This is a genomic window from Metasolibacillus sp. FSL K6-0083 (assembly GCF_038630865.1).
Classification (GTDB): Bacteria; Bacillota; Bacilli; order Bacillales_A; family Planococcaceae; genus Metasolibacillus; species Metasolibacillus fluoroglycofenilyticus.
Map to the genome: position 1 here is coordinate 3,636,545 of NZ_CP152046.1, position 25,981 is coordinate 3,662,525.

Below are 25,981 nucleotides of genomic sequence, written 5' to 3' on the forward strand. Positions count from 1 at the left end.
TGCTATGAAGGTGAGGAGGGATTCAATTGACACAAAAAGTATTAGAGGTAAATAATTTGTCAACTTCATTTCATAAAGAGAAGGACAAAGTGAATATTGTTGATGGGATTTCATTTGATATATATGAACGAGAATCGATAGGCATTGTTGGTGAGAGTGGATGTGGTAAGTCATTAACAGCGCTTTCGATTATGGGTTTAATAAAAAAACCGCTAACAATACAGGCTGATACATTATGCTTTGCGGAGCAATATGATTTAAGCCAATTAACACGAAAAGAATATAAAAAAATACGAGCTGTTGAGTTGTCGATGATCTTCCAAGAACCTATGACTGCTTTAAATCCTGTAATGAAAATAGGGAAACAAATCGAAGAAGTATTAAAAATTCATACGAAATTAAATAAATCAGAGCGAAAAGAAGAAATTATTCAATTAATTAAACAAGTCGGCATATCAAGACCTGAAGAAATCGTAAAAAACTATCCTCACCAATTATCAGGTGGTATGCGTCAAAGAATTATGATTGCTATGGCAATTATATGCAAGCCTAAATTACTTATAGCAGATGAACCGACTACCGCTTTAGATGTTACGATACAAGCACAAATTATAGATTTAATTAAAGAAATTCAGGCAAATAATAATATGGCATTGATGTTAATCACACATGATTTAGGTGTTGTACATGAATCCTGTGATCGTGTAGCGGTTATGTATGCTGGGCGCATTGTAGAAATAGGTAAGGTTAAGGATGTATTGCATAAGCCTTTACATCCTTATACACAAGGATTATTAGCATCTTTACCAACAACAGCAGCTGGACAAGCACGATTATCGTATATTAAAGGAAACGTGCCAAGACCAGGAAATTGGTCTAAAGGCTGTAGATTTGCGGATCGTTGTCCACAAGCAATGAAAAAATGTCATGAAGTACCACCTGAATTAATAACTCAAGAAAATCAGACGAGCGTTGCTTGTTGGTTATATGAAAACGAGGCGGTGAGTACGAATGGAAATCAAGGATGAAGTAATACTAAATGTAAAAGAGCTCAAAAAATATTATCCGATGAAAAAAAACAAAGCGGGTGCTACAGTTGTAAAGGCTGTTGATAATGTCGATTTTCATATTAAAAAAGGCGAAATATTAGGGATTGTTGGTGAAAGTGGCTGCGGAAAATCAACTTTAGCTAAAGTCATTATTCAATTATTAGAAGCTACAACAGGTGATATTTTGCTAGAGGGCAAGTCTTTAATGAATTGCAAAGGACCAAAATTAAAGGAAGTACGTCGCAGTATGCAAATGATTTTTCAAGACCCTTACGCAAGCTTAAATCCTAGATGGACGATTGAGAGAACCTTATTAGAGCCATTAATTGTTCATAAAATTGGAACAAAGCAGGAGCGGCAAAAAATTATTAAAAACATTATGAAAGATGTGGGGTTAGACGAATCCTATTTATCGCGATACCCACATGAATTCAGTGGCGGTCAACGTCAGCGTATCGGGATAGCTAGAGCGCTTGTCTTAAATCCGAAGTTAATTATTGCAGATGAACCTGTTTCAGCACTTGATATATCTGTCCAAGCTCAAATATTAAATTTACTGAAGGATTTACAAGAGGAATATGATTTAACTTATATGTTTATCACGCATGACCTTTCTGTTGTTCAATATATAGCAGACCGAATAATGGTTATGTATTTAGGGAGAATTGTAGAAATTGGCGATACGGAAACGATATTTTCCAAACCTTTACATCCTTATACAGAGGCGCTTATCTCAGCAGTACCTCAAGTAACAGAGGAAAAAAGTAAAGAGCGCATCATTATAAAAGGAGATTTGCCAAGTCCAACATCACCACCAACTGGCTGCCACTTTCATACTCGCTGCCCATTTGCAATGGAAAAATGCAAAACGGAGCAGCCACAACTACAATTTACAAATGACTCAAGGGCAGTAGCGTGTCACTTACATTCTTGATAATAAAGTGAGCCTATAATCAATGGAATTTTATATACAGAAAGAGGGTGTTTGAAAAGCTATTTTGAGACACCTTCTTTTTGTCGTGGAAAGCAATATCACTTTGCTACGGCTTCGCATTCTTCACAGAAGAAGCATGCGGAGCCGTTACTACATTACGAATGCAAGACATCGGCATAGCTCTCGTGATTTTTTTCAAACTCAGCTTTAGCGAATGGGCATAATGGAAGTATCTTTATATTGTTTGTGCGTGCATGTTCAACAAATGCCTGTACCATTTTTTTACCGACACCTAACCCACGTGCAGCATCATAAACACCCGTATGGTCAATAATATAAAACTTATCGTTGGAATTGACGAATGTCATCTCGCCAAGTTCTACACCATCTTTTGTAGCGATAACTCGTTTTTCTTCAATAGTGATTTCCATAATTGCTTCCTTCCTAAAGACATATTGCAACGCCTTTGTTGGGCATGTGTCAATAATACGAGCTACCTCATCAGCAGATTTAGCATCTACTAGTACCCACGGTTTTCTTTTTGGATTGAACACATCAATGCTCCCTTTAACACAGTTCCCAACATGCTCACATAAATCCTTTGAGTAAAAAACGTCGATTTTTTCTCCACTATATTTACGATAACCAGCGTTTATTAATTGTTGTTCACTCATTTTCACCCATCCTCCCTCATAATGTAATATGAAAGCTTGTTTTTATCTTACTTAAAACATTAAAAGATGACAATGAAAAATATCACTTATAGTTTATCCCGCATTAACGGGCAGTAAGACGCCCACTGCAAGATTTAAGTGAAAATACGCTAAAGGATAAGTGAGAGATTAACTGCCCGTAAAAGCCCGATTGGTTCAACTAACAATCAATTGCGTCACATTGTAATTGATTACATAAGCAATTGAGGTTGTTCATAACGCACATAGGATACTCCGCAATTGATAGCAGCTTCCATAGCTGTTTTTGATGCTTCTTCAGCAAAGGGATGACTAGCATCGACAACACAAGTAATCTCGTGTTGTGTAATCATATCAACTATTTCATTAACTGATAAATCGCTAATTAAAAAGGTGCCAGCTAGGCAAGTACCTTTTGTGATAAGAGTGTGCCCTTGTTGTTGTAAAGTGACAGCTAATTCTCGAGTTTCATTTATTCCTTCTATAAATAAAATCATATGAGCCCTCCTCATGGTCTAACGTGCTTAAAAATAAAAAAGCTGTATCTCTAAAAGTGAAGAGATACAGGCTATGAGATTCCATGTTTAAAAAGTGCGTATATATTCGTATATACACATTCCTTACATTTGATGTCTCGCCTACACTTCTCCCTCCGAAAAGCAAGTGACTAATTAAACGAGCAGGTTTCCTGGCTCGTGCTTCTTTTTACTTTCACATCTTCCCATTCGCTTGAACAGTGATTTTCGTGATTTCATCTGCACTTACAGTAGCGGGGGCTGCATTAGCTTCTCACTAATTTCCCTTTTACCTCAGCATTGCTAAGCACTCATTTAACCATCATATTCGATTATGATTTTACGATAACATATTTTAGCTAGATTTCAACTATTTTATTTTAGGGCTATGTCTAAGATAGCGCTGATTTCCATTACGGTTGGCGCATTTCCTCCAACTAATGTATTTTCGTTAGAAGGTTTACGGGGGCACTTGTCACTTCTATTTCAACTAGCATGAAAGCAAGCCTAACTCATTCTCATTTTTCAATTAGGCTTATTTGGCAGCCAATACGCCATATTTATTTTTAATACGCTCGAGTTTTTCCCTTATAGGCTTTTCTAATAATAATAAAAAAATCACATTGGAAACAGCATAAACAATCATAAATGGTACAGCGGAAGTTAACGCAAGTACATAAGCTTCCCAGCTGAAAACACCGTACATGGAAATCGTTCCCCAAATGTCCATACCGAAGGAAAAGAAAACGCCTGCAAAAATACCGAATAAAATAAGAGGAATTTTTTTATGCATGATACCTGTTTTACCGAGCAAACCTGCTATAAAGCCAATCATTCCCCACATAAACATTTGAAATGGCGTCCAAGGACCCTGTCCAAAAAACATATTTGATACTAATGCAGAAATGGCTCCTGTTAAAAAACCTGCCTCCGCTCCAAGTGAAAAACCTGTAATCGCTGTGATTGCAGCGACCGGCTTGAAGCCGGGGGTAATGACAAATAACGCTCGACCCGCCACTGAAATAGCAGACATTACGGCTATTACTAAAATTTCGCGCGGCTGAGGCTTTCTCCGTTCAAATGACAGGAAAAAGGGAACAGATGCTAAAATTATAATGACAATCGAAATAAAATAATATTTCCTATCAGCAAATAATGTAATACCCGCATATAAAGTAAGAGGAATTAACACTAGGATGACAAATAGAGAGATGATTAAACGAATGTTTTTTGACATAAAGTAACGACATCCTCACATGTAATGGCATTGCTCAATTGTTCTCTTGTTATTCGATGGGCAGCCGTTGTATAAAAGCTGTTTCCACTATAAAACGCGCGCGGCTCATCCTCTGATACGATATTGCCATCAAAAAACAAGGCACATCTACTGCTATATTGGGCAGAAAATTCAATATCATGTGTCACCATAATAATGGTCATACCTTTTACTTGTAAATCCTTTATTATTTTCGCAAGTTCTTCTTTTGCATGTGCATCTAGTCCTTTTGTCGGTTCATCTAGTAGCAGAATTTTAGGTTCCATTAATAAAAGCTTTGCAAGTGCTAATTTTTGCTGTTCCCCACCGCTTAAATCATACGGATGTCGATGAAGCAAATGTGTTAAGTTAAATGATTGAATCGTCTCTTGTATTTTTTTCTCTTCTATTTTATGTAAATAAGCCATATCATCTAGCTCTTGGCGAACTGTTTTTTGTACAAATAATGATTTTGGGTCCTGCGGTAATAAAGTTAAATATTGCTGATACAATTCTTTGTTGCTGTAGCTTTTTAAAGCTTTATTAAATAATAATAATTTGCCACGATAAGGCTTTTGGAGTCCTGCTAAAATAGCAAGCACTGTAGATTTCCCAGTGCCATTACCACCGATAATTGTTAAAAACTCACATTCTCTTACTTGTAGATTAAAATGCTGGACAATATCTAAACCATTTTTTTCGTAGCGAAAGGCAACATCCTTTGCCTCCAATACAATATTTGCTGTATTTTTTTCTGTTGTTGCTAGCAAATGCGATGAGGCAACGGTGAATTGCTGGTTGCTAAGCCAGCGTTGTCCCTCGCGGATTGTAAGAGGGACGGGCCCTACTCCGTTAAGTAGATGGAAAATCTTCATTGCTGTCGGCAGTGCCGTCAGCATCGCATGATTCGCTGGTAGCTTCTTTAAAATTGCCTTTGGTGGACCGTCGAATAAAATGCTGCCCTCATCCATAATAAATACTCGGTCGGCAAGTGGTAACACTTCTTCTAAACGATGCTCAATTAAAATAATTGTAATGCCTAATTCTTTATTTAAGCGATGCAATGTTTGAATAAATTCCAAGGCAGCTATTGGGTCTAATTGTGATGTTGGCTCATCAAGCAGCAATAATTTTGGCTGCATGACCATAATTGCTGCTAAGTTTAAGAGCTGTTTTTGCCCCCCAGAGAGCGCTGTTGTTTTTTGATGAAACCATTTATGGATGCCGAAAAAATTAGCCATCTCAGCTACTCTACGACGAATTGTTGGTGAGTCGAGGCCGAGGCTCTCTAATCCAAAGGCAAGTTCATGCCATACTTTATCTGTCACAATTTGATTATCGGGATGCTGGAACACATAGCCAATATCAGCAGCAGCAACTTCTGCATCTAGCTGCTGTATATCACAGCCTTTGTAGAAAATAGTTCCTGTCTTATTTCCGTGTGGGCGCAACTCTCGCTTAAAATGGCGCAGCAATGTACTTTTTCCGCAGCCTGATTGACCGATAAGTACTATAAATTCTCCTTGCTCAATTGTTAGATTAATATTTTTTAATACAGAATGTGCTTCATTAGGGTATGTAAAGCTCATATTGTCGATTTTAATGAACGCCATTTTAATGCCCCCCAGATTTCGATTGCTAATGGAATGGAAAGTAGAAGGAAATAGCTACTATAAAATAAAATACTTCCACTATCCCATTTAATTGCTCCAAATGTTGGATAAAAATAAAAAGATGTTGTACCGATGAAGCTTGCGGCTAGATTACTCAGAAAAAGCAATAGAATAAGTGCCAAGACGAAGCCATCGCGCCGTTCAAAAATAAAAAGTGAAAAGGCAGTTCGTTTTTTTATTCCGTAGCCACGCGCCTTCATAGAATCAGCAGTATCAATAGCATTATCCAATGCCCAAGTAATTAAAATAGATATTATACGCACAGTACATTTGATGCGATGCCAAAATGAGCCAGCCGTATAGTCCATGCCAATAACTTTTTGCGCTTGTACGATTTGTGCTAGCTGATGGCGAAAACGCGGAACTAGGCGTAATGAAATCGACAGTGTGAGAGATAAGGCTGGCGCCACTTTTCCGAACAAATAAATAAACTTGTCAGATGTAATCACTGCATTATAGCAACTAAACCAAAGCATAACCGCTACAATCATAGTGGCAATGGCAATCCCATACATAATGGCTTCTACTGTAAGTGCATTGCCATTTATATAGAGTAGGACGAGCTGCCCATTATGGCTAATTAAAGGATTGATAATAGCCATTAAAAAAAATAGAGGGACGTAGAGCTTCCAATCTTTAAAAAAAAGCTGTCTCCGTAAAGCAATATTTAAGCTAATGGCTGAAAAAATAGTTATCGCTAAATAGATTGGGTGCATAAAAAACATAGATAAGCCAATGGCAGCGACAAAAAAGGAAAAGAGGACGATTGGATGAAATGTTTCAAATGCCTTCATCAATTACCATCCCAATAATGCCCTAAGTCGCGTCCTAAATCGACTGTATAGTTCCATTCAATCACATCTCCATCCTTTAATACATATTGGCTACAGCCATAATTTGGATAGACACCATTTACTTGATACATCCAGCCACTTAATTCGCCAGCGCTAAATTCATATAAATGGTTAATGCCTTCTACATAGACACTGCTATAAATGTTTTCGTTAGCTCCTTGGTATTCCATTTGAATTTTATGCTCCTTTGTTGCACGCTTTAGCACGTCCCAAACAGTATCCTTCTCAGATAACAGCTCATATGTAGTTTGCTTTAAAATGATGCCATCTTTCGGAACGTATTGCTCACTTTGGAGGGCTGGGTCTAACATATCCCAATGCTTTAGCAATGTATCCACTCGAATAGCGATTGTGACAGTGCGCTTTTGAGGCACCGGCTTCTGTTGCTGCTCTGTTTCTTGTTGCTTTGGCTTTTCTGTTGGTGTAGTTGCTGTGTTAGCTGTTGGTTTAGTATCAACTTTTTGCTGCTCACTTTTAGGTGTTGTAGGTTTTATGATTTCCTGTTGTTTTTCAATTTCTTGCTTCGTTTCAATCTCTTGTTTGGTTCCAACTTCCTGCTGTCCAATTTCCTCTGTTTCGTGCTGTGTTGCTAGCTCCTCGTTTTGTGGTGAAGGCTCTTCTTCTGACTGCGGAGCTGGCTCCTGTTTTTCAACCGGAGCAGGGGAATCAACGCTCCGTTCCTGCTCCTGCATCTGCTCGAATTGCTCCACTGTTTGAATATTACAAGCTATTAAAATAAAAGCTAGCAATGATACGAGTATGAATTGTAACGTTTTTTTCATATTAATCATTCACTACCTTTAAGAAATTGACATACATTTTTGCTGCATGTGCACGAGTAATAAAATTAGCAGGATTAAACGAACCATCTGCACCCTGTGCAATTTCAAAATCATATAAAAACGTAATTGCCTGCTGTGATTCCTTTTGTAATTTTGCAATATCACTTAAAGGTGCGATATTTGTAGCTAAATAGGCTTTGCCATTTTGATGTGTATAAGCATTTGCTAGCATTACGGCTAATTCCTCGCGCGAAATAGGGGAGGAGGGTGAAAATTTATTTGACTTGCCTACTAATAAATTGGCCTCATAGGCTGCTGCAATTTCTCGCTTTGTCTCCTCACTGTATGAGCTAATATCTGTGAAAGGAGCATTGCTTGTGCTTGTTAAATTGAGTGCTCGAACTAAAATGGATACAGCTTGTACACGTGTTAAATTATTATTTGGCTTAAATGTGTTGTCCTCGTAGCCCTTTAGCAAGCCTTGTGCTACTGCCGCCTCAATATCTGATTTTGCCCAATGCGACCCGATATCCTTAAAGCTTACTTTCTGAGGAGGAGCTGCTGGCTGGTTTGGTTGCTCTGGTGTCGACGCATTATTCGGCTTTGTATCTGACATATCATAAAGCTTTGTTTTGCCTGCAAGCAGTCGATTATAAGCGGCTAATGTATAAGCAGCCTGTTCTGTTGCCATTCCATTTGCTGTGGATTCTTCCAATACATGTTTAAAGCCACCATCCTTTGCGTGATAGAACGTGAAAAAGCTTGTAAATAGTCTATTAAAACGCTGTTCCTTATTGGCATCAATATTTAAGCTTGCAAGCGCTGTAATGACTTGTGCTACACTTTCTAAATTAGTTGTGCCCCAGCTTTGGTAGCTCCCATTTTTATCTTGCAAATTTTGTAATGCGTTAAGAGCCTTATCAATGGATGCTTTAACTTCCGTTTTCTCCTTATATGTTGAAAGGGCTTGAATAGCCATCGCTGTCATATCAGGGTCTGCCTTTGTTCCTGATAAATCCCAGCCCCCATCAGGCAATTGCTTCTCTAAAATATGCTCGATTAGTTTGGCACGTGTTGTTGTTGCTGTTTTAGGAAGTTCAAAATTCCATGTATCTAAAGCGATAAGTGCAAAATAAGCCCCATTAGGACCTTGCCATACGACTTTTTCAAAATCGGCTAATTTGTCAACTAAATTATATCCACCTACATTTGTCGGGTCTTTTCCGATGGCAGTGAGGGCAATAATTAAACGTGAATACTCCGTATATTTGCGGCTATGTAGTTCACCTTTGACCGCCTGTACATGCTTTACGACATTGGCATAGTATTTATCGTAATAACCTTTTGGGACAGCATATTCACCGCGTGCCAGCGCAATAATAAACCACTCATCCCCAAAAGAGGGATTTGGCGCTTTCGTCACCATAAATTGCCCAGTTGTTTTATAAGCATCTATCGTCGAAGCATTTTGTGCAGAAACGGGTGCTACAATTAGCATTAGAGCAAGTAACATCATAAATAACATAGATAATTTTTGCTTCATTTAATCGACCTCCATCTTAAAAGGGCCATCCAAAAAGGATATACCTTTTGGACAGCCCTAGCTTCTATATTGTCACAACAAGGCTGTATAAAAAGTTTGACTTGTCTTTGATACAATGAAAAATTGATTTTTACTTATTCATTTTAATAAAGAAAAGGTGTTCAATTCAGTATTTACAACCTTTTAAATGGTCGTATGAATCGTTTGAAAATCAATGCTTTCAAGGTTCCCCTTTTTTACGGAGAAAATTACATCATATCTATAATCATTAATGTACGTTTTAAAATTTTGGCTGTTTGATCACGTGTTAATGAAGATTTTGGGTCAAACGAGCCATCAGGCTTACCTGTCATAATATCAAGGCTATTTAATAGCTCGATATACGATTGGTATTCAGAGCTAATTAAATTTTGATCATTGTAATTTGTATCGCTAGCTGTCTGTGCCTGATAGTTCACATATTCAAGTACACGAGCCATTAGGGCAGCAGCTTGTTCACGTGTAATATGCGCTTCTGGGTCAAATGTTGAAGTAGTCGTCCCATTTGTAATACCTGCTTCAAACAAAGCTTGAACATCTCGTTCATACCATTTGCCATCAGTATCGCTAAATGGATTTTCACCTGTTAGCTGTAAGCCAAGTGCGCGACTGACCAATGCTGCAAATTGTGCACGAGTAATCGGTTTATTCGGTTCAAATGTATCAGGTGTTACACCTTGAATAACAAGACGACTTGCTAAATACTCAATTTCCTCTTTGTTTGCTAGATGGGCAATATCATTAAATGTAACTGAGCTTTCCGTAACAACGAATGTACCGCTTGTTTTCGTTAATACAATAATTTGACCATCCACGATTTTATGTGGTACTGCTTTATATTGACCACCAACAAGTTGTAAAACAACTGTCTTTGGCGAAATATCACTAGAAGGAATCGTTACTTTTAAGTAATCTTGCTTTGTTGAAAGTGGTTTTAATCTGCCATCAGCGGTTTCGATTCCAAAGTTGACAGTGAATTGGTTATTTTCAGGCTGCTTAGTGACTGAAATTACTACGTTTTCATCTTCCGCAAGTTGAATTCCTGCAAATGTAACTGTCGGAATTTCTACTTTGAAGTTATTTTCACTTTGAACGATAAGCGTTTGAATATTCTTTTCAAGATATTCTTGAATATTTTCCGATGTAATGACTGCTTTGTTGCTGCCAGCTTCAACTGTAATTTCAGTAACTGCACTGTCCACTACAGTTGTTTCCCCAACATTTTCAGCTTGTTCAGTTTCACAATCTTCCACGCCTTCAGGACATTGCTTTTCTTTGCATTCCTCATCATCCTCAGCGCAGACAGTACCACCAGCGCCGCCACTTTCAATTCCGTCAACATAACCACCAACATCTTTTCCTAAATCAGTTGTATAAAGCCATTCAACAGAATCATTTGCAGAGAGAACGTAATTGGCAGCAGAGTATGAAGGGAAATGACCATTTACTCGATACATCCAACCACTTAAAGCCCCGCGGTCGAATTCATAAAGACCCGCGATACCATCAATATATACGCCATACTCTGTTTGGCGATAGCTTAGTGCAATGCCATTTTCCTCAGTTACACGTCTTAAAACATCAAAAGCCGTTTCTCCAGCAAATAATTTAGTTGCTGTTGCTCTTAACGGTACTTCATTGGAAGAAATTCGAATAGATACCGTTGCATAGCCAATTTCCTCTTTTTCAGAAGGAACAGTTGGTGGATTTCCATTATTATCAGGAGGGGAAGGCTCCTCCTCATCGCTATCATCCCCGTCGTCAGGCTTAGATGGATTATCTTTCGTATCTGACATATCGTATAGCGTTGTTTGTCCACTTAGTAAACGGTTGTAGGCTGCTAATGCATAGCCCATTTGCACTGTTGCCATGCCATTTGCTGATAAGCTATGAATATGTTTAAAGCCACCGTCACCAGTGCTAAATGACATAGCATTGTCAATAATCTTATTGAAACGTTCATCTTTGTTCACATCAATACCTAAGCTAGCAAGCGCTGTTATAACTTGAGCAACACTTTCAGCAGTTTCAGGACTTCCTGCTGTCGATATATAGCCACCATTCGTTGTTTGTATCGCAGCTAATTTAGCTATTGAGCGATCTATTACCGCTTGTACTTGTGGATTGCTTTGATATGGTGCTAATGCTTGAAGTACCATACCTGTCATATCTGGATCAGCAACGTTACCGCTAAATGCAAATCCACCACCATTTTTTATTTCCTTTGATATAATGTTTTGAATTAATTTATCACGCGTTGTTGTCGCTGTTTCAGGTAATTCAAAGTTCCAAGTATCCAGTGCAATCAATGAATAAGTGGCTGAATTTACACCTTGCTTTGTAGCAAAACTTAAATCTGCTAATTTATTAACTAAATTATAACCAGCTACATCTCTAGGGTCTTTCCCGATAGCCGTAAGCGCAATAATTACTCGAGCCCAATCCGTTGCCTGAGTATCTATTTCACCATTTGTTGCTTTTACATGACTGACGATATTGCGATAGTATTTATCATAATAAGTCGCATATTTATCTAAATTCATATCGCCACGTGCTAATGTTAAAATCGTCCATTCAGAGTTATAAGATGGCTCATATGAACCTGCCGTCAAATAATCAGCAACTGCATTGTATGCCTCAACTGTAGACGGTTGTAAATCTAATAGACGTTTTTGTAAAGCTTCAAGCTTAGCATAGTTAGTTACTTGATTTTTATGAATAGTTAATAACTTATCATAAGCAAGCTGGGCCTCAGCTACTTTTAATATATCAGCCCAAACGAGCATTTCTACAGAAGGTAATGCATCGATTTTAGCGATAACTTTGTTAATATCATCTTCAGCACTAAGCATTTTCTTTTTATCAAGGAGAACGGGATAATTGGCAACCCCTTTAGTTGATACACCATCAACTTTGGCATTTGGATAGATATTAGGTAACGCTTTCCAAATTTTTTCTGCTTCTGCAACTAATTCTTTTGCTAGCGGATCATTTATATCAATAGCATCAATGAACAGTTCAATATATCGTATTTCTTTATTAACAAGGTCTTCATGATTTGTTACCTTTTTTTGATCATTCGTAGAAAGGACCTTAACTTTTTTTCTCGCATGCTCTAGTTGCTCTTTTGTTGCTGAATTATATGCTATATCTTCTAATTGAGGAAGCTCGTTGATAGTAAGAATAGCGTATTTGATTTCCTTAGCTACAAGAACTTCATTAAATGCAAGTATTTCTGGATCTGTAGCTTTTCTATAACCAGATTTAAAAAGAGAAGCATATTTTTCACGTAATGCATCTAGCTTATTGTTTAGTCCATCATCTAAAATAATATCTTCAAGATCAGGTAAAATATTATTAGGATCTTGCATATATAATTTAAAATATGCCATTTCTTTTTCAAGTAACAGACCGAAATAAGGAAGGTCATTCAATAAGAGTGCACGAGCGGGTGCTTTTACTTTCGTATCTAGTTCACGTGCTTCCAGCAATAGTTGATAAGTTGCATCATCTGCTCGTTCAATTGTTGGTAAGGAGGTAATGAAATTTATTGCTTCTTGCGCTTCAAGTGAAATAACAAATACATCCACTGTTTTAGTTGTATCGTCTAGTTTAGCAGTAATTACTGCTCGACCAATTTCCTTAGCAGTTACAAGCCCATTATCTACCGTTGCAATTCCGTTATTACTTGAAGTCCATTCAACTGTTGCACTATCATCTGTTGTTGAAGTAGTTGCTATAAGTTCAAATGTCTCAGCTACTTGTAATAGTAATGGTTCTTCTCTATTTAATTGAATATCGCTACTTGCTAAGGGGGCAATCTCCATAAATGGAGTAAACGTTAATCCTGCTGCATCATCTATTTGCGTCTGCTGCTCTAATTCAGCCTCATTATCAGATTCAAGTGCATTATCCAGCTTTGTTGAATCTTCTAATTCTATTTCATTATCAGGTTTCGTAGTATTATCTTGCTCTATCGAATTATCAAGATTACTATCGCTGATATCATTAGCATTTTCAATATTTAGCTCGGCTATTTCTCCTTCAAAATGCTGTGCTTTGATTACACTGGATGGAGAGAATAACGATAAGACTAAAATAAAGACAAGCGCTATATGTAGTTGTTTTTTCCATATAGCCATTTAAAAATCACTCCTTGATAAAATAGTTAAATACTGACAAGGTAAAGTATTTTACCTTGTCAGTATTAATTTACTTAGTTATTGCACTTCTACTACGAGTGGCTCACTTACTGAACCACCTAATAATGCATTAGCTGAGGCAGTAATGGTAATAGTGCCAGCTTGCGCTTGACCTACAAATGTAATAACTGCTTGTTGGTCGGTATTCACAGTAACAGACTGAGCTGTTAATGCCGTTGTTCCAGTATTAATTGTCCAGTTTGCTAGATTCGAAGCGCCTGGTGTTATAAATAAATCACCAGTTAAATCTACTGTAATAGACGGGTTATTATCGTTTACAGCAATCGCACTTGCTGTTTCTAATTTAGCCCATGTAGTGTAATAAATATGAACTACATCATCAGGCTCTAATTGATACTCAGCTAACCCATAATCAGGACTATCGCCATTTACTGTGTATACCCAGCCATCCCAACCATTCAAACTGCCTGCAGCACGTCCATCAATTGATTGAAGATATGGACCATACTGAGTAGAAACTACTACATAAGGAATACCAGCATCATCTAATGTTTGCTCTACAAGCTCTAGTGCAGTTGTTCCGTCTTGGACATTTACAGTTGTTTCTCCTAATATCTCATCGTACAAACCAGTCACTGATAATTGAACATCAAAGTCTGCTGATAGTACTTCTTGACTTACCGGCTGTAATACCGCCGCACTTGCTGCTGGTGATACGAGCGAAACTGCCAAAAGCAGGGCAAACGCTAGATGCCACCATTTTTTGAATTGAACCATTTACAAAACCTCCTATTTTTTATTTCGTGAATGTTTTGCAGTTAACTCAAAAATAAAAAGATGCTCCTCCAAAAAGGGGAAGCATCTCATGGAAAACAGAAAATAGGCATAGTGTGCCTGTCCGTCTATTTGCCGTAAGTTCTCCTAGCTTCCGAAGAGAGTTAATACGATGAAATAAAGGCAGGTCTCCTGGCTCGTGTATCCTAGTTCAGAACCTTCCCATCTACTAGAGGCATTTTTCCTCGTTGGACAGTGGTATACTCTGTAGTCATCTACACTTACAGTTGCGGAAACAGCTTCGGTTTTGCACCGAATTCCCTATTAAGCTCATAAATTGAGCACCTTTATTCTGCAGTTACTATTCACTTATTGGTAAGTGTAGCATAATTCTCTGGTTTTCGAAATAGTTAGAAAAAGAGAAAAGACCATCTGAAATAATAAATGTTTCAGATGGCCTCCTTTAAATTTAAAATATTACATCATATTTGCAATTTGTAGCGTTCTTTTTAGTATTTTTGCCGTTTGTCCATGAGTTAATGGAACTTTTGGCTCAAAATTTCCATTCTCTTTTCCTGTCATAATATTAAGGCTATTTAATAGCTCAATATAAAGGTTTTCTCACATCCTTATGAATGTTACTATCAATTTGAGTGTTAAAAATAAGAAGAGGGGTGGCTGACGCATGACAGCAAACACATGGGCATATGCCAAACGCTTAGATGAAACATATGAAATTGCCTCAATGCGGGAGGAGTTTTATATGCAAGAGGGGCGTATTTATTTCGATGGCAATTCATTAGGGCTGATGTCAAAGCGCGCAGAAAAGACGTTACACAGCTTGATGAATTCATGGAAAGAATACGGTATTGATGGTTGGACAAAGGGCGAGCATGCTTGGTTTTTCCTTGCCGAGAAGCTTGGTGCACAAATGGCACAAATTGTAGGCGCACAAAAGGAAGAGGTAGTTGTCACTGGCTCGACAACGAGCAATTTACATCAGCTCGTTGCAACATTTTACAAGCCAGAGGGAAAGAGAACGAAGATTTTAGCGGATGAATTAAATTTCCCCTCTGATATTTATGCTTTAAAATCACAACTAGCATTAAAGGGTTATGATGAGTCACATTTAATTCGTGTGGCATCACGAGATGGGCAAATGCTAGATGAAGAAGATATTATTGCGGCAATGACAGATGAAGTAGCATTAATTGTTTTACCGGGTGTGCTTTATCGCAGTGGGCAAATTTTAAATATGGAGCAATTAACGAAGGCAGCACATGAACGTGGTATTATAATTGGCTTTGATTTATGTCATTCAGTTGGCTCAGTTGTACATCATTTACATGACTGGAATGTGGATTTTGCTTTTTGGTGCACGTATAAGCATTTGAATGGCGGACCGGGTAGTACAGGGGCTCTTTTTGTGCATGAGAAGCATTTTGGGACAGCACCGGGCTTAGCTGGCTGGTTTGGCTCAAATAAAGAAAAGCAATTTACGATGAGTCATACATTTGAGCCAGCATTTGAGGCTGGGGGCTTTCAGGTAGGAACACCAAATGTGTTGAGTATGGCGCCATTGTTAGGAGCGCTTGGGTTGTTTAATGAAATGGGCATTGATAATGTGCGAAAGCGTTCGTTGGCATTATCAGATTACATGCTGCAATGCGTGGAGGATATGCTTGGTGAATATAGCTTTAAAGTGTGTAGCCCAGTAGAGCATGAAAGGCGTGGTGGTCATATTTATCTAGAGCATCCAGATGCCGCACGCATTTGCAAGGCATTGAAGGAGCGCGGTGTTATTCCTGACTTCCGTGCACCACAGGGGATTCGCTTAGCGGCAGTTGCAATGTATAACACATTTGAAGAAGTGTATAAATGTTTTGAAATTTTAAAGGATATTATGGAAACGAAAGCATATGAGAAATTTACGAATGAAAGAGAGATTGTAGCGTAATGGGGTGGATTGATATTACACAGCCGTTGAACAAAAATATCGCGACATGGGCAGGCGATACAAAATTCATCTATGAAACGGTTGCAACAAAGGAGCAAACAGGCTCTGTCAATGTCGGTATGCTACAGATGAGCCTTCACTCAGGCACGCATATGGACGCACCATTTCATTTTGATAACAATGGACAGACATTTGAGCAGCTTGATTTAGAGCGCTGTATCGGAAAAGTGGTCGTTGTGGAATGCTTGGATAGTGAATTTATTGAAATGTCGCATGTTGCAGGGAAAATTACAGGAGTAAATGCTGTATTTTTTAAAACAAAAACGCTAGCTAACGCACATATTTTTCCTCAGGAAGTACCTACACTAACAATAGAAACTGTAGCGTATTTAAAAGAAAGCGGCATTAATTTAATTGGAGTGGATGTGCCATCAGTTGATAAAGTAACTTCAAAGGAGCTACCAATACATCATGCGCTAGTAGAAAGTGACATTTATATAGTAGAAAACTTATTGCTTGAGCATATCAAAGCAGGGCGCTATGAGATGATTATTTTACCTCTATTAATAGAAGGAGCAGATGGTAGTCCTGTAAGAGCAGTCATCAAAGAGGAGGAGCAATAATGTCGAACAATTACAAGCCATTTGAAGATGAGAAAAAAATCGTTACGGATTTCAAAGACCGTATGACCTATACAGATTATTTACATTTAAACGAGGTTTTAGCTTGTCAAAAGCCGCTAACAGATGAGCATGATGAAATGCTTTTTATCGTTGTCCATCATGTCAGTGAGCTTTGGATGAAGCAAATTTTACATGAAGTCAAATCGGCAACGCTTGATATTCATAATGGGCGCTTACCTGAATCATTTAAAAAGCTAGCGCGTGTTTCACAAGTGCAAAACCAGCTAAAAAACGTATGGGATGTGCTTGCAACATTAACGCCTGCTGATTACTTAAATTTCCGAGACCAACTCGGGAATTCATCAGGTTTTCAATCCTATCAAAATCGTTTACTAGAGTTTTATTTTGGCTATAAAACACCGCATATTTTGCAAATTTATGCACATGATGAAAAAATATTAGCAATGCTTCAAGAAGCTTATAATGCGCCTAGCCTATATGATGAAGCGATTCGCACGCTGGCAAAGCGCGGATTTACTATTGATGAGGAAGTATTATCACGCGATGTAACAGCAAAGTATGAGGCAAATGACAGTGTGAAAGAGGCATGGAAGGCTGTTTATCGCGAGCCTGAGAAATATTTTGATTTATATGAGCTTGCTGAGGAGCTTGTCGACATTGAGGACTTATTCCAGCAGTGGCGTTTCCGCCATATGAAAACGGTTGAGCGCATTATTGGCTTTAAAATGGGAACAGGTGGCTCAGGTGGTGTTAGCTATTTGAAAAAAGTGTTAGACCAATATTTCTTCCCAGAGCTATGGCAGCTACGCACAGAGCTTTGATAGGAGTAGGTTTAGTTACGTAAAAAGGGGCTTGATTAAATAAAGTGAAACTTCAAGCAGTGGAGGTTTTTCTCATCCCCACTGCTTGTTAGTTAAACCAATCGGGCTTTTACGGGCAGTATCATTTTCACTTAAGTCTTGAAGTGGAAGCCCTACTGCCTGTTAATGCGTGATAAACCGCTTCTATATACCTAGATAATAATTGAGAAAAATTTAAAAAGAATTTTATAGCTAGTATTTGAAGGTTTTAATATCTTAAGACCTTATTAAAATACAATTAAATACAAAGGTAGAGCTAAAAACAGGTCTTATAGTTTAGTTCTGTTTTTAGCCTTTTATATACATGTGGACCTAATGTATGATAAATAAACAAATTTTGCTATAATTTTTACGCCATTTTTTGTATACTAGAACTATTCTGTTTTTCAGACATAACTTTTGACATAGAAATTAGAAATATTTCGACAAAAAATATAGTACATACTTGTCTGATTCAGAATGCATTATTTTAATACTCGCTAATAGAGGGAAATTCAGTTTAAGTTAATCCGAAGCCTTTCGTGGAAGTCATAAGTTTTATGGCGTTTTTTTGCATGAACTTGGAGAAATCTGGATTAGAGTTAGTCGAGGCGTATTAATACAGAGAAAGGTGAGAATGTATGGAAGTGCAAGAACAAAAAGTAGCGAGTGGTTCAAAAAAGAAATGGCTAATCGGCGGAGGTGTAGCAGCACTTGTTTTAGCAGGAGGGGTTGGTGCAGGAGCGTTATTTATGAAATCTCCGAAAGCCGCATATCTTGCTGCTGAATCTGAAACTGCTAGTGAAATGGTTGCTTTCTTTGAAGATAAGTATAAAGAAGAATTGAAATGGTCCGAATTAGCAAAAACGGCTGTTATCCAAAATGACCTAAAAATTACTGGTGAAATTCAAAGTGATTATGAGGAAAGTCCAATATTCGATATTATTAACTCTTCAGCAATTAATATTTCGGCAACATCAGATGTGAAAAATAAAAAGTTTGCATTCGGTTTAGGTGGGGAGATTGCAGATGTCAAAGTAGATAATTTTGAATTGTTCGCGACACAGGAGGAATATGTATTCAATGCACCGTTTTTAACAGAGGCAATATCTGTTTCAGCAGAAAAGTTAAATGAACTAGCCGATGGCGAACTAAGCTGTGGGCAAGATGTTTTATTTGAAACAGAAATTATGACGAAGGAGCAACAAGAATATATTAAGAAAAACTTAGCTACTACTATTTTCAAAGAGTTACCGGAAGAAGCTTTTACAAAAGAGAAAAATAAAATTGTTATGGATTTATCAAAGCAAGATGTGAAAAAAGTGATGGAAGCCATTGCAAAAAAGCTAGAAACAGACCCTGAACTTGAGACAATTTTAAAGCAAGTTATGGCAACACAAGGTGTTTGTGATGATGAAACCGTTACAGAAATGAAAAAGCAATTGATTGATGGATTGGGTGAAATTGAGTTCGGCTTTGTTTCAACAATTTGGGTTGAAAAGGGTAAAATTATTGAACGAGAATTGAAATTTAAAGAAACAGATGATTTTGTCATTACTGGAAAGCAAACATTTGGTAATGAGTTTACATTTGACTATCAATTGAAAGGTGCTGAAGAGCAGGTTTCCATTGATGGGAAATTCCAAAAAAGTGATAAAGCATCTGACCGTGTTCAATTAGCTATAGAAGATGTGAAAATTGTTTATGAGTCAGAGGAAAATAAGGAAAAAAATCAGCACAACTTCGAACGTAAATTTATTTTTGAAGGTGCAGGCGAGTCAGTTACGTTAAATTGGGATGGTACATCGGAGTATAGGGCAGATAGCGTAAATGGGGAGCATACAATCTACATTGAAATGGCTGGTCTTGGTAAAATAGCTATAACAATTGAGCAGGACAGTAAAAAAGTGAAGGCTATCGAATTACCAGCTAAAATAAAGGATGTAAGTAATTTATCAGAGGAAGAGCTTTCTGATTATATGGCTACAGTTCTTGAAAATGCTTTAGTTTGGGCAGAAAACTTTATGGAAGAAACAGGCTTTAATGATTACTTCTATGATGACTATTATTATGATGATTACTACTATGATGAAGATTTCGATTTTGATGAATATTACGGGGAAGATTATGACTTCGAGTTTGATGAAGACTATGAAGAAAATCAAGATGATTATTAAAGAGATAGATTATTTGCGCTAGGCGAGTAAGGGGTATATTACATGAAAGTACTGAAAAATATATTCTTTTTTACAACGCAAAATGTACGTTATTTAAAGAAGAAGTGGTCCTCACTTCTTCTTCTTTTTATCATGCCGATTTGCATGATTTCTTTAATTATTCTACTCATATTACAATTCATGATGCCTAGTGAACAACAGAAATCTACACTAGCGATTGTTGACAATGACCGCACTGAAGAAACGAAGGTGTTAACACAATTGCTTGTGATGGCGCTCAAAGGCAATGACTATATTGAGATAGAGCGCATGTCTGAGAAGGAAGCGCAGCAAGCAATGAAAGAGCGACGAATAACAAGCTATGTGCAATTTCCCACAGGTTTAACAAATGATTTATATGCGGGGAATCCAATTGCTTTACCGCTTGTTGGTAATCCAAACAAGCCGGTAGAAAATGCGATGATTAAAAACTTGCTTCACAGTATGTCTTCTTATATAGAATCAGCCCAAGCGAGTATTTTGACGGTATATGAATATGCGCAAGAAACGTCGATAAGCAAAGAGAAATATAGGCAGTTACAAGAAGAAATATTTATTGAATACGCTATTTTTACATTAGGAAAAAATAATTTACTTGTTCAAAATACAATCAATAACATTGCCACAAGTAAGCCTGTTTATTATTACACAATTTCAACATTATTCATTTGTCTAACAGTTTGGCTAGTGGGCTTTCATATGCTTTTAATGAAAGAGGAAACGCTTAGTATTCAGAAGCGTTTACAAATGTTTGGTGTGACGGTTGCACAAGGTTTTATTGCTAAGGGGATTGTTGCAATAGTCGGCTCGCTAGTATTTTTAATTGTGCTTTATAGCGTGGCAAATTACTGGCTGGAGCTAGCGCTTTATCCGCTTGATTATATGCGGCTTTTATTGTTCGTGTTATTTTATTGTATTTGCTTTACTTATTTATTAGGGCTTGTAGAGCTTATTTGTCATGATGCTAAAGCGAGGCTTATGCTTCAAATTGCTTTAGTAGTGTTTGTTATTCTGATAAGTGGAGCCGTGTTGCCGATTATTTATTTTCCATACGCACTACAGCACTTTATTACATATACATTTCCTTATGAAGCTTTTTCATGGATGATTGATATTGCACTTGAAAATCGCAACTATGCGAACTATAGTAGTCTAGCTATTTTTGCGGCTGTGAGTGCCATACTTTATCATCTACTGGCACGGCTTCTGGAGAGGAGACAACGATGAAAAGAGCTATTTATTTGCGAATATTGCAATTAAAATATGAATGGAAGTCAACAATCGTATGGCTGTTATTTCCCTTTATAGCGACAATCGTTATTTACAACTTGATGCTTTCTCTTTTAGATGACAGCAAAATACCGATAGGTGTTGCGTTAGAGGATGATTCTACTTATGCAGCGGAAGTAGTTGAGCACTTACAGCAAGTAGAGTATTTAGATGTACGCATTATGAAAAAGTCTGAGATGCTACGTCTTTTAGAGCAGCACGAGCTTGATAGTGTTTTTGTCATTCGTGGCAAGTACGAGGAAAATATGAAATTAGGTAGAAAAAAAATCGTTGAAGCGTATGCCTCGAATCGCTCTTATGCATATGAGGCGGCAAAGGAAATCGTTAGCTCGATTGTAATGGAGCAGGCACTTCGTTCAAAGGTAGTACGTGATGTTGAGCAGCTATTGCAAGATAATGATTTAATGCATTTATTTGATGAACAAATAATTGAGGGGAAAGTAAGTGCTCGCCAAGATGGAACCGATTTAATCTCCATTCCTTTTTCCTTTTTTCAGATGGAACAAGATGATATGGAGAAATCGCCGTTTATATCAGCTTGGGTTATTTGGTCTAGCTTCACCATATTGTCAACCTTCTTTTTATTTGATTGGCTAGTGAAGGAGCGAAAGGAACCGTCAATGCTACGTTGGTCACTAAGTGCACAGTCCTATAAAAAATACGTCTTTTTCTTATCTTTAATTTATTTCAGTTTTTTTTATATGATGGATTTATTAGCACTTTTACTATTTAGTTATGAAATATCCGCCTGGGCAATAATGGCACTTTTATTGTTCCGATTGACGTTAAATGGTTACGTTTTTGTTCTCGCACACTTATGTAAAAATGTATTAACCTATTATATTTTATCAATTTTATTTACTTTGCTATTTACTTTAACAAGCAGTGGTATTGTACCGATTCGAGATAGCGGCATAATCCATCAATTACTCAGTGCGACACAGCCTCTTTATGCTCTATTGAAGCAGGAAGTGCCATTGTTAGGATTAGCCTTTTGCAGTATATCTCTTCTTTTGTTTAGGAGGTTAAAAGATGCTTGAGGTGCAAACAATTAATAAGAGTTACAAAAAGAAAAGCGTTTTAGAAAATATTTCATTAACTATTGAACGTGGGGAAATCGTTGGGCTTGTCGGTGAAAATGGTGCTGGAAAGTCAACATTACTGCATATGTTATCCACATTAATGCGACCAGATGCGGGTGAAATATATTGGAACGGATTATCATACCGTCAGCACTATCAAGAGATTAAGCAAAAGATTGGCTTTGTTCCTCAGGATTTGGCAATTTGGGAGCATTTTTCAGTTGAAGATAATATGCGCTATTTTGAGCAATTAAGCTGGAAAAATATCGGTATTGAAGCTTGCAAAAAAATTTGTGAAGAGATGCAGCTTATGCAATGGAAGGAGCCAGTTTCTAGCCTTTCAGGTGGAATGAAGCGCAAATTAAATTTAGCAATTAGTCTTATTCATCAGCCAGAGCTACTGCTATTAGATGAACCAACTGTCGGTATTGATATGCGCTCGAAGCAAGAAATTGGGCGTTTTTTGCAGTTGCTTGCTAAAACACAAGGAACTACGATAATTTATACTTCTCACGATATGAGTGAAATAGAGCAATTTACAGACAGAGTGCTATTAATAGGAAAGGATTATTACTATCAAAACTTACTGTCAGCGAGGGGAATCCATGTTGATTGTTTATCTTGATTCAATTAATTATGCCCCAGCTAACTTTAGTCCAGAAATTCAAGTGTACAATCATCCGCCGATAGTGTGACAGTACGCTTTACTAATCCGCAAATTTTAGGCTATTACCTCGGCGCTACAGCCACAGATAAAAGTGTTAGCATTAGCAATACAGATTTCATCTCTGTTTTTGAATTCGTCACGAAATTCCAAGAGATGTTAGATGATTATAACCAAAAATATAATAAGCATACATTAAATTTATTTTAGGAAAAATGGAGTTTTCCGAAAAGTCCATTTTGTTTTGACACCGCACTGAAATCAATGTTTTCATCGCTTCCCTTTTACTGAAGGATAACACTGTTAAAGCCCATGTTCATCCCATTTTTAAAAGAGGGGATATTCTGCTTATATGAATCAACATTTTGCGAAACATCATCGTTACTGTCCAAAATGCCGGCTATGCACGGCTTTTTGGACAGCCCTAGCCCTCAATCAACTATTCAATCGTTATTTTCTTTAATGCTTCGTTACCTGTGTACCAATCAAACTCAATTTCAAATGAATGCTTTTCACCTTTTTTCGTATAGGAGTATTCGATTTTGAGTTGCTCTGATGGGCGGACAGTTGTTGGTTCAGTTCCTCGGACAAATGTAAACTCTCCATTTTCCTTAAGCTTTTGAGCAATTGCTTCAAGCATTGTAGCAAATTCTTCTACACTTTGTTGTTCCTTATGCTTAATTAAAACTTCTGTAACGGGCTTGTTCGGCTTTTGCATCAAAATCCCTCCTCATTCTATTATTATTTCTATTATATCATATTTTCTCCACTTATTTGTAAGCGCTGTCAATTGCGCATAGATGTAATGTATTTTATACTTCTCTCAAGTAGTAGAGGGGGATTTTTTATGTGTATTATCGTATTAGGTTATAAAGTGCATCCAGCGCATTCGTTAATTGTAGCTGCGAATCGAGATGAGTTTTACAGACGACCAGCACAAGCAATGCAAAATTGGTTAGATGCACCGCATATTTGGGCTGGTAGAGATTTGGAAAAAATGGGTACATGGCTTGCTGTAAGTAATAATGGACGCTTTGCAGCAGTGACAAATTACCGTGACCCACGCTTACCGCTTACTGGAGAAAAGTCGAGGGGGGAAGTGCCTGTCGATTTTATGAATACGCCGCTAAGCGCCCTACAGTTTGCACAGCAGCTACAGAAGGAGCGACATTTGTATGGAGCATTTAATGTATTGCTTTATGATGAAGAAAATTTAGTGCATTACAACACGGTGATGGATGAGCTAATGATTGTTCCACCAGGTATTCATTGTATATCAAATGCGACGCTTAATACACCATGGCCAAAAGTGATGCGTTTAAAGAATGCTTTTAATGAAACAATTGAAACAACTACGGAAGATGAGGCATTATTTGCAATTTTAAAGGACACAATAAGAGCAGAGGATCGGGATTTACCTGCCACAGGCGTGCCGTTTGAAATGGAACAAAAGCTTTCATCTATTTTCATCCATTTTGATGGCTACGGTACGCGAGCTTCTAGCATCGTGAAGAGCACTAATAATGGCTGGGATATCGCAGAGCGCAGCTTTATAAATGGACAATTTGCTGGGGATGTACGATTTGAGATAACAAAACAGCATAGTGAAGTATAATTCCTTTCTATAAAAGGGAATTTACAGATATTAATTGTTGGGGGTATAAAATGAGAGTATAAAATATTTTGTGTAAATGAAAAATTCCATGTAAAAAGGAAGACCTTTTCTTGGTAGAATTAAGTCACCACAACCAATCCTAGAAAAGAGGTCTTCCCTATGAATCAGTTTACAACAGAAATTATCGATGCACTAGTAAAAAAACAAGATATTACCGAGGTTTTTCGTTCGCACTTGGAAATGGCGATCAACTCGCTACTTGTGACAGAGTTAACGGAATTTCTAGATTATGAAAAATATGACCGTATGGGCTTTAATTCAGGCAACTCACGCAATGGGTCTTATTCGCGTACGCTTCACACAGAGTACGGCGATTTAGCCATTCAAATTCCACGTGATCGCAATGGTGAGTTCAAACAACAGACCGTGGCTCCGTATAAGCGTTCGAATGATACGCTTGAAGATACGGTGATTCACCTGTTTAAAAAAGGCATTACGATGGCTGAAATTGCCCAGTTAATCGAAAAAATGTATGGCCATCACTATACGCCTCAAACGATTTCGAATATGACAAAAGCGGTTTCAGAAACAGTCGATGCATTTAACAACCGTTCGTTGCATAATCGTTACGTATGCGTGTATTTAGATGCGACGTATATTGCCGTACGTCGTGATACGGTGTCTAAAGAAGCCGTCTATATCGCTGTTGGTATTCGCGAAGACGGCTCTAAAGAGGTACTCGCTTACACGATTGCCCCAACCGAGTCTGCTTACAACTGGCAAGAGCTACTAGAAGAGCTGAAAGACCGTGGTGTAGAAGACGTCTTATTATTCGTATCAGACGGCTTAAAAGGCATGGCTGACGCTGTTTTCAATGTGTTTCCAAAGGCAAAATATCAAGTCTGTTTAGTTCATGTCGGTCGCAATATCATGCATAAAGTACGCGTAGAGGATCGCAAGGAAGTCTGCGAAGATTTTAAAACGATTCACCAGGCCAAGGACGCCGAAGCAGCTGCGCTAGCACTTGGGCAGTTCTGCGAGAAATGGAGCAAATCGTATAAAAAAGTTACACAGAGCTTACTTGATAATCCGTATTTACTCACGTTTTATCAGTTTCCAAAAGCAATTTGGCGAAGCATCTACTCGACCAATTTAATTGAGTCGTTCAATAAGCAAATCAAAAAATATACAAAGCGCAAGGAACAGTTCCCGAATGAAGAATCACTGGAACGCTTTTTAGTGACGCAGTTCGAGGACTACAATCAACGTTTCGCCACACGCTGCCACATCGGCTTTAATCAGGCCCGTGCCAAGCTAGAAGAAATGTTTGAACAGCTGCATGAACCGACAAACTAACCGGGACGTGCCAGCGCGAAATTTGGGTGTCTAGGAAAGGGCTAG

At 37.7% G+C, this 25,981-nt stretch carries 22 protein-coding genes, 1 pseudogene and 2 riboswitches; of the genes and pseudogenes, 12 read left to right on the plus strand and 11 right to left on the minus strand.

Annotated elements, in window-relative coordinates; all coding sequences use genetic code 11:
- Nucleotides 1-26: 26 nt before the first annotated feature.
- On the plus strand, nucleotides 27-1,028 hold the full coding sequence (locus MHB51_RS16990; RefSeq protein WP_066166789.1) for an ABC transporter ATP-binding protein: 1,002 nt from the start codon (nucleotides 27-29) through the stop codon (nucleotides 1,026-1,028).
- A complete protein-coding gene (locus tag MHB51_RS16995; protein ID WP_342558670.1) occupies nucleotides 1,012-1,983 on the plus strand; it encodes a dipeptide ABC transporter ATP-binding protein in 972 nt (323 codons plus the stop codon). Before MHB51_RS16990 ends, MHB51_RS16995 begins: the two co-directional genes overlap by 17 nt.
- Before the next feature lie 155 nt (nucleotides 1,984-2,138).
- On the opposite strand, the gene MHB51_RS17000 is transcribed toward MHB51_RS16995, so the two are convergent.
- The 10 genes and pseudogenes from MHB51_RS17000 to MHB51_RS17045 all read right to left on the minus strand — a co-directional run bounded on the left by MHB51_RS17000 (nucleotide 2,139) and on the right by MHB51_RS17045 (nucleotide 14,276).
- Nucleotides 2,139-2,414, minus strand: coding sequence for a GNAT family N-acetyltransferase (locus MHB51_RS17000; RefSeq protein ID WP_082799043.1), 276 nt, complete (start codon nucleotides 2,412-2,414; stop codon nucleotides 2,139-2,141).
- A 30-nt stretch (nucleotides 2,415-2,444) separates the two neighbouring features.
- Nucleotides 2,445-2,657, minus strand: a pseudogene (locus MHB51_RS17005) ((4Fe-4S)-binding protein); the annotation flags it as partial.
- Nucleotides 2,658-2,887: 230 nt separating this feature from the next.
- A complete protein-coding gene (locus MHB51_RS17010; RefSeq protein ID WP_066166780.1) occupies nucleotides 2,888-3,172 on the minus strand; it encodes a precorrin-6A/cobalt-precorrin-6A reductase in 285 nt (94 codons plus the stop codon).
- A gap of 163 nt (nucleotides 3,173-3,335) precedes the next feature.
- A riboswitch (cobalamin riboswitch) is annotated at nucleotides 3,336-3,520 on the minus strand.
- A gap of 205 nt (nucleotides 3,521-3,725) precedes the next feature.
- On the minus strand, nucleotides 3,726-4,427 hold the full coding sequence (locus tag MHB51_RS17015; RefSeq protein ID WP_066166777.1) for an ECF transporter S component: 702 nt from the start codon (nucleotides 4,425-4,427) through the stop codon (nucleotides 3,726-3,728).
- Entirely contained in the window at nucleotides 4,406-6,058 is a 1,653-nt protein-coding gene (locus MHB51_RS17020; protein ID WP_342558671.1) for an energy-coupling factor transporter ATPase, read from the minus strand. Before MHB51_RS17020 ends, MHB51_RS17015 begins: the two co-directional genes overlap by 22 nt.
- On the minus strand, nucleotides 6,031-6,912 hold the full coding sequence (locus tag MHB51_RS17025) for an energy-coupling factor transporter transmembrane component T (RefSeq protein WP_066166773.1): 882 nt from the start codon (nucleotides 6,910-6,912) through the stop codon (nucleotides 6,031-6,033). Before MHB51_RS17025 ends, MHB51_RS17020 begins: the two co-directional genes overlap by 28 nt.
- Nucleotides 6,912-7,754, minus strand: coding sequence for a DUF4430 domain-containing protein (locus MHB51_RS17030; protein ID WP_342558672.1), 843 nt, complete (start codon nucleotides 7,752-7,754; stop codon nucleotides 6,912-6,914). Before MHB51_RS17030 ends, MHB51_RS17025 begins: the two co-directional genes overlap by 1 nt.
- Nucleotide 7,755: 1 nt before the next feature.
- Nucleotides 7,756-9,297 (minus strand): S-layer homology domain-containing protein, encoded by a 1,542-nt coding sequence (locus MHB51_RS17035; protein ID WP_066166768.1) that lies wholly within the window; start codon nucleotides 9,295-9,297, stop codon nucleotides 7,756-7,758.
- A 248-nt stretch (nucleotides 9,298-9,545) separates the two neighbouring features.
- Complete coding sequence (locus MHB51_RS17040; RefSeq protein ID WP_342558673.1) at nucleotides 9,546-13,478, minus strand: S-layer homology domain-containing protein; 3,933 nt, start codon at nucleotides 13,476-13,478, stop codon at nucleotides 9,546-9,548.
- Nucleotides 13,479-13,556: 78 nt separating this feature from the next.
- Nucleotides 13,557-14,276 (minus strand): DUF4430 domain-containing protein, encoded by a 720-nt coding sequence (locus MHB51_RS17045; protein ID WP_342558674.1) that lies wholly within the window; start codon nucleotides 14,274-14,276, stop codon nucleotides 13,557-13,559.
- 161 nt (nucleotides 14,277-14,437) lie between these two features.
- Nucleotides 14,438-14,637, minus strand: a riboswitch (cobalamin riboswitch).
- A 321-nt stretch (nucleotides 14,638-14,958) separates the two neighbouring features.
- On the opposite strand from MHB51_RS17045, the gene kynU reads away from it, so the two are divergent.
- The 8 genes from kynU (at nucleotide 14,959) to MHB51_RS17085 (ending at nucleotide 23,175) form a co-directional block, all read left to right on the plus strand.
- Entirely contained in the window at nucleotides 14,959-16,230 is a 1,272-nt protein-coding gene (gene kynU, locus MHB51_RS17050; protein WP_066166759.1) for a kynureninase, read from the plus strand.
- On the plus strand, nucleotides 16,230-16,853 hold the full coding sequence (gene kynB, locus MHB51_RS17055) for an arylformamidase (RefSeq protein ID WP_066166756.1): 624 nt from the start codon (nucleotides 16,230-16,232) through the stop codon (nucleotides 16,851-16,853). Before kynU ends, kynB begins: the two co-directional genes overlap by 1 nt.
- Nucleotides 16,853-17,695 (plus strand): tryptophan 2,3-dioxygenase, encoded by an 843-nt coding sequence (gene kynA, locus MHB51_RS17060; protein ID WP_066166753.1) that lies wholly within the window; start codon nucleotides 16,853-16,855, stop codon nucleotides 17,693-17,695. Before kynB ends, kynA begins: the two co-directional genes overlap by 1 nt.
- A 659-nt stretch (nucleotides 17,696-18,354) precedes the next feature.
- Nucleotides 18,355-19,890 (plus strand): hypothetical protein, encoded by a 1,536-nt coding sequence (locus MHB51_RS17065; protein WP_342558675.1) that lies wholly within the window; start codon nucleotides 18,355-18,357, stop codon nucleotides 19,888-19,890.
- A 42-nt stretch (nucleotides 19,891-19,932) separates the two neighbouring features.
- The gene (locus tag MHB51_RS17070; RefSeq protein WP_342472053.1) at nucleotides 19,933-21,156 is read left to right on the plus strand and encodes an ABC transporter permease; all 1,224 of its coding nucleotides are present in this window, start codon (nucleotides 19,933-19,935) and stop codon (nucleotides 21,154-21,156) included.
- Nucleotides 21,153-22,259, plus strand: a complete 1,107-nt coding sequence (locus tag MHB51_RS17075) for an ABC transporter permease (protein ID WP_342558676.1) — start codon at nucleotides 21,153-21,155, stop codon at nucleotides 22,257-22,259. The genes MHB51_RS17070 and MHB51_RS17075 overlap by 4 nt, the downstream gene beginning before the upstream one ends.
- Complete coding sequence (locus MHB51_RS17080; protein WP_342558677.1) at nucleotides 22,252-22,926, plus strand: ABC transporter ATP-binding protein; 675 nt, start codon at nucleotides 22,252-22,254, stop codon at nucleotides 22,924-22,926. The genes MHB51_RS17075 and MHB51_RS17080 overlap by 8 nt, the downstream gene beginning before the upstream one ends.
- 66 nt (nucleotides 22,927-22,992) lie before the next feature.
- Complete coding sequence (locus MHB51_RS17085; protein ID WP_342558678.1) at nucleotides 22,993-23,175, plus strand: hypothetical protein; 183 nt, start codon at nucleotides 22,993-22,995, stop codon at nucleotides 23,173-23,175.
- A 229-nt stretch (nucleotides 23,176-23,404) separates the two neighbouring features.
- On the opposite strand, the gene MHB51_RS17090 is transcribed toward MHB51_RS17085, so the two are convergent.
- Nucleotides 23,405-23,683, minus strand: a complete 279-nt coding sequence (locus MHB51_RS17090; RefSeq protein ID WP_066166736.1) for an amphi-Trp domain-containing protein — start codon at nucleotides 23,681-23,683, stop codon at nucleotides 23,405-23,407.
- 129 nt (nucleotides 23,684-23,812) lie between these two features.
- Between MHB51_RS17090 and MHB51_RS17095 the strand changes: the two genes are divergently transcribed.
- Both MHB51_RS17095 and MHB51_RS17100 read left to right on the plus strand, forming a co-directional pair.
- Nucleotides 23,813-24,580 carry an NRDE family protein gene (locus tag MHB51_RS17095; protein ID WP_342558679.1) on the plus strand — a complete coding sequence of 256 codons (768 nt, stop codon included), beginning with the start codon at nucleotides 23,813-23,815 and terminating at the stop codon, nucleotides 24,578-24,580.
- A gap of 159 nt (nucleotides 24,581-24,739) precedes the next feature.
- Nucleotides 24,740-25,936: an IS256 family transposase gene (locus MHB51_RS17100; protein ID WP_342558243.1), complete on the plus strand. Its 1,197-nt coding sequence runs from the start codon at nucleotides 24,740-24,742 to the stop codon at nucleotides 25,934-25,936.
- Nucleotides 25,937-25,981: the final 45 nt, after the last annotated feature.

Coding starts and splice junctions, on each gene's coding strand:
- MHB51_RS17065 (WP_342558675.1), top strand. CDS start 18,355: ATGGAAGTGCAAGAACAAAAAGTAGCGAGTGGTTCAAAAAAGAAATGG.
- MHB51_RS17045 (WP_342558674.1), bottom strand. CDS start 14,276: ATGGTTCAATTCAAAAAATGGTGGCATCTAGCGTTTGCCCTGCTTTTG.
- MHB51_RS17015 (WP_066166777.1), bottom strand. CDS start 4,427: ATGTCAAAAAACATTCGTTTAATCATCTCTCTATTTGTCATCCTAGTG.
- MHB51_RS17010 (WP_066166780.1), bottom strand. CDS start 3,172: ATGATTTTATTTATAGAAGGAATAAATGAAACTCGAGAATTAGCTGTC.
- MHB51_RS17095 (WP_342558679.1), top strand. CDS start 23,813: ATGTGTATTATCGTATTAGGTTATAAAGTGCATCCAGCGCATTCGTTA.
- MHB51_RS17020 (WP_342558671.1), bottom strand. CDS start 6,058: ATGGCGTTCATTAAAATCGACAATATGAGCTTTACATACCCTAATGAA.
- MHB51_RS17035 (WP_066166768.1), bottom strand. CDS start 9,297: ATGAAGCAAAAATTATCTATGTTATTTATGATGTTACTTGCTCTAATG.
- MHB51_RS17070 (WP_342472053.1), top strand. CDS start 19,933: ATGAAAGTACTGAAAAATATATTCTTTTTTACAACGCAAAATGTACGT.
- kynU (WP_066166759.1), top strand. CDS start 14,959: ATGACAGCAAACACATGGGCATATGCCAAACGCTTAGATGAAACATAT.
- MHB51_RS17090 (WP_066166736.1), bottom strand. CDS start 23,683: ATGCAAAAGCCGAACAAGCCCGTTACAGAAGTTTTAATTAAGCATAAG.
- kynB (WP_066166756.1), top strand. CDS start 16,230: ATGGGGTGGATTGATATTACACAGCCGTTGAACAAAAATATCGCGACA.
- MHB51_RS17080 (WP_342558677.1), top strand. CDS start 22,252: ATGCTTGAGGTGCAAACAATTAATAAGAGTTACAAAAAGAAAAGCGTT.
- MHB51_RS17075 (WP_342558676.1), top strand. CDS start 21,153: ATGAAAAGAGCTATTTATTTGCGAATATTGCAATTAAAATATGAATGG.
- MHB51_RS17025 (WP_066166773.1), bottom strand. CDS start 6,912: ATGAAGGCATTTGAAACATTTCATCCAATCGTCCTCTTTTCCTTTTTT.
- MHB51_RS17000 (WP_082799043.1), bottom strand. CDS start 2,414: ATGGAAATCACTATTGAAGAAAAACGAGTTATCGCTACAAAAGATGGT.
- MHB51_RS16995 (WP_342558670.1), top strand. CDS start 1,012: ATGGAAATCAAGGATGAAGTAATACTAAATGTAAAAGAGCTCAAAAAA.
- kynA (WP_066166753.1), top strand. CDS start 16,853: ATGTCGAACAATTACAAGCCATTTGAAGATGAGAAAAAAATCGTTACG.
- MHB51_RS17100 (WP_342558243.1), top strand. CDS start 24,740: ATGAATCAGTTTACAACAGAAATTATCGATGCACTAGTAAAAAAACAA.
- MHB51_RS17040 (WP_342558673.1), bottom strand. CDS start 13,478: ATGGCTATATGGAAAAAACAACTACATATAGCGCTTGTCTTTATTTTA.
- MHB51_RS17030 (WP_342558672.1), bottom strand. CDS start 7,754: ATGAAAAAAACGTTACAATTCATACTCGTATCATTGCTAGCTTTTATT.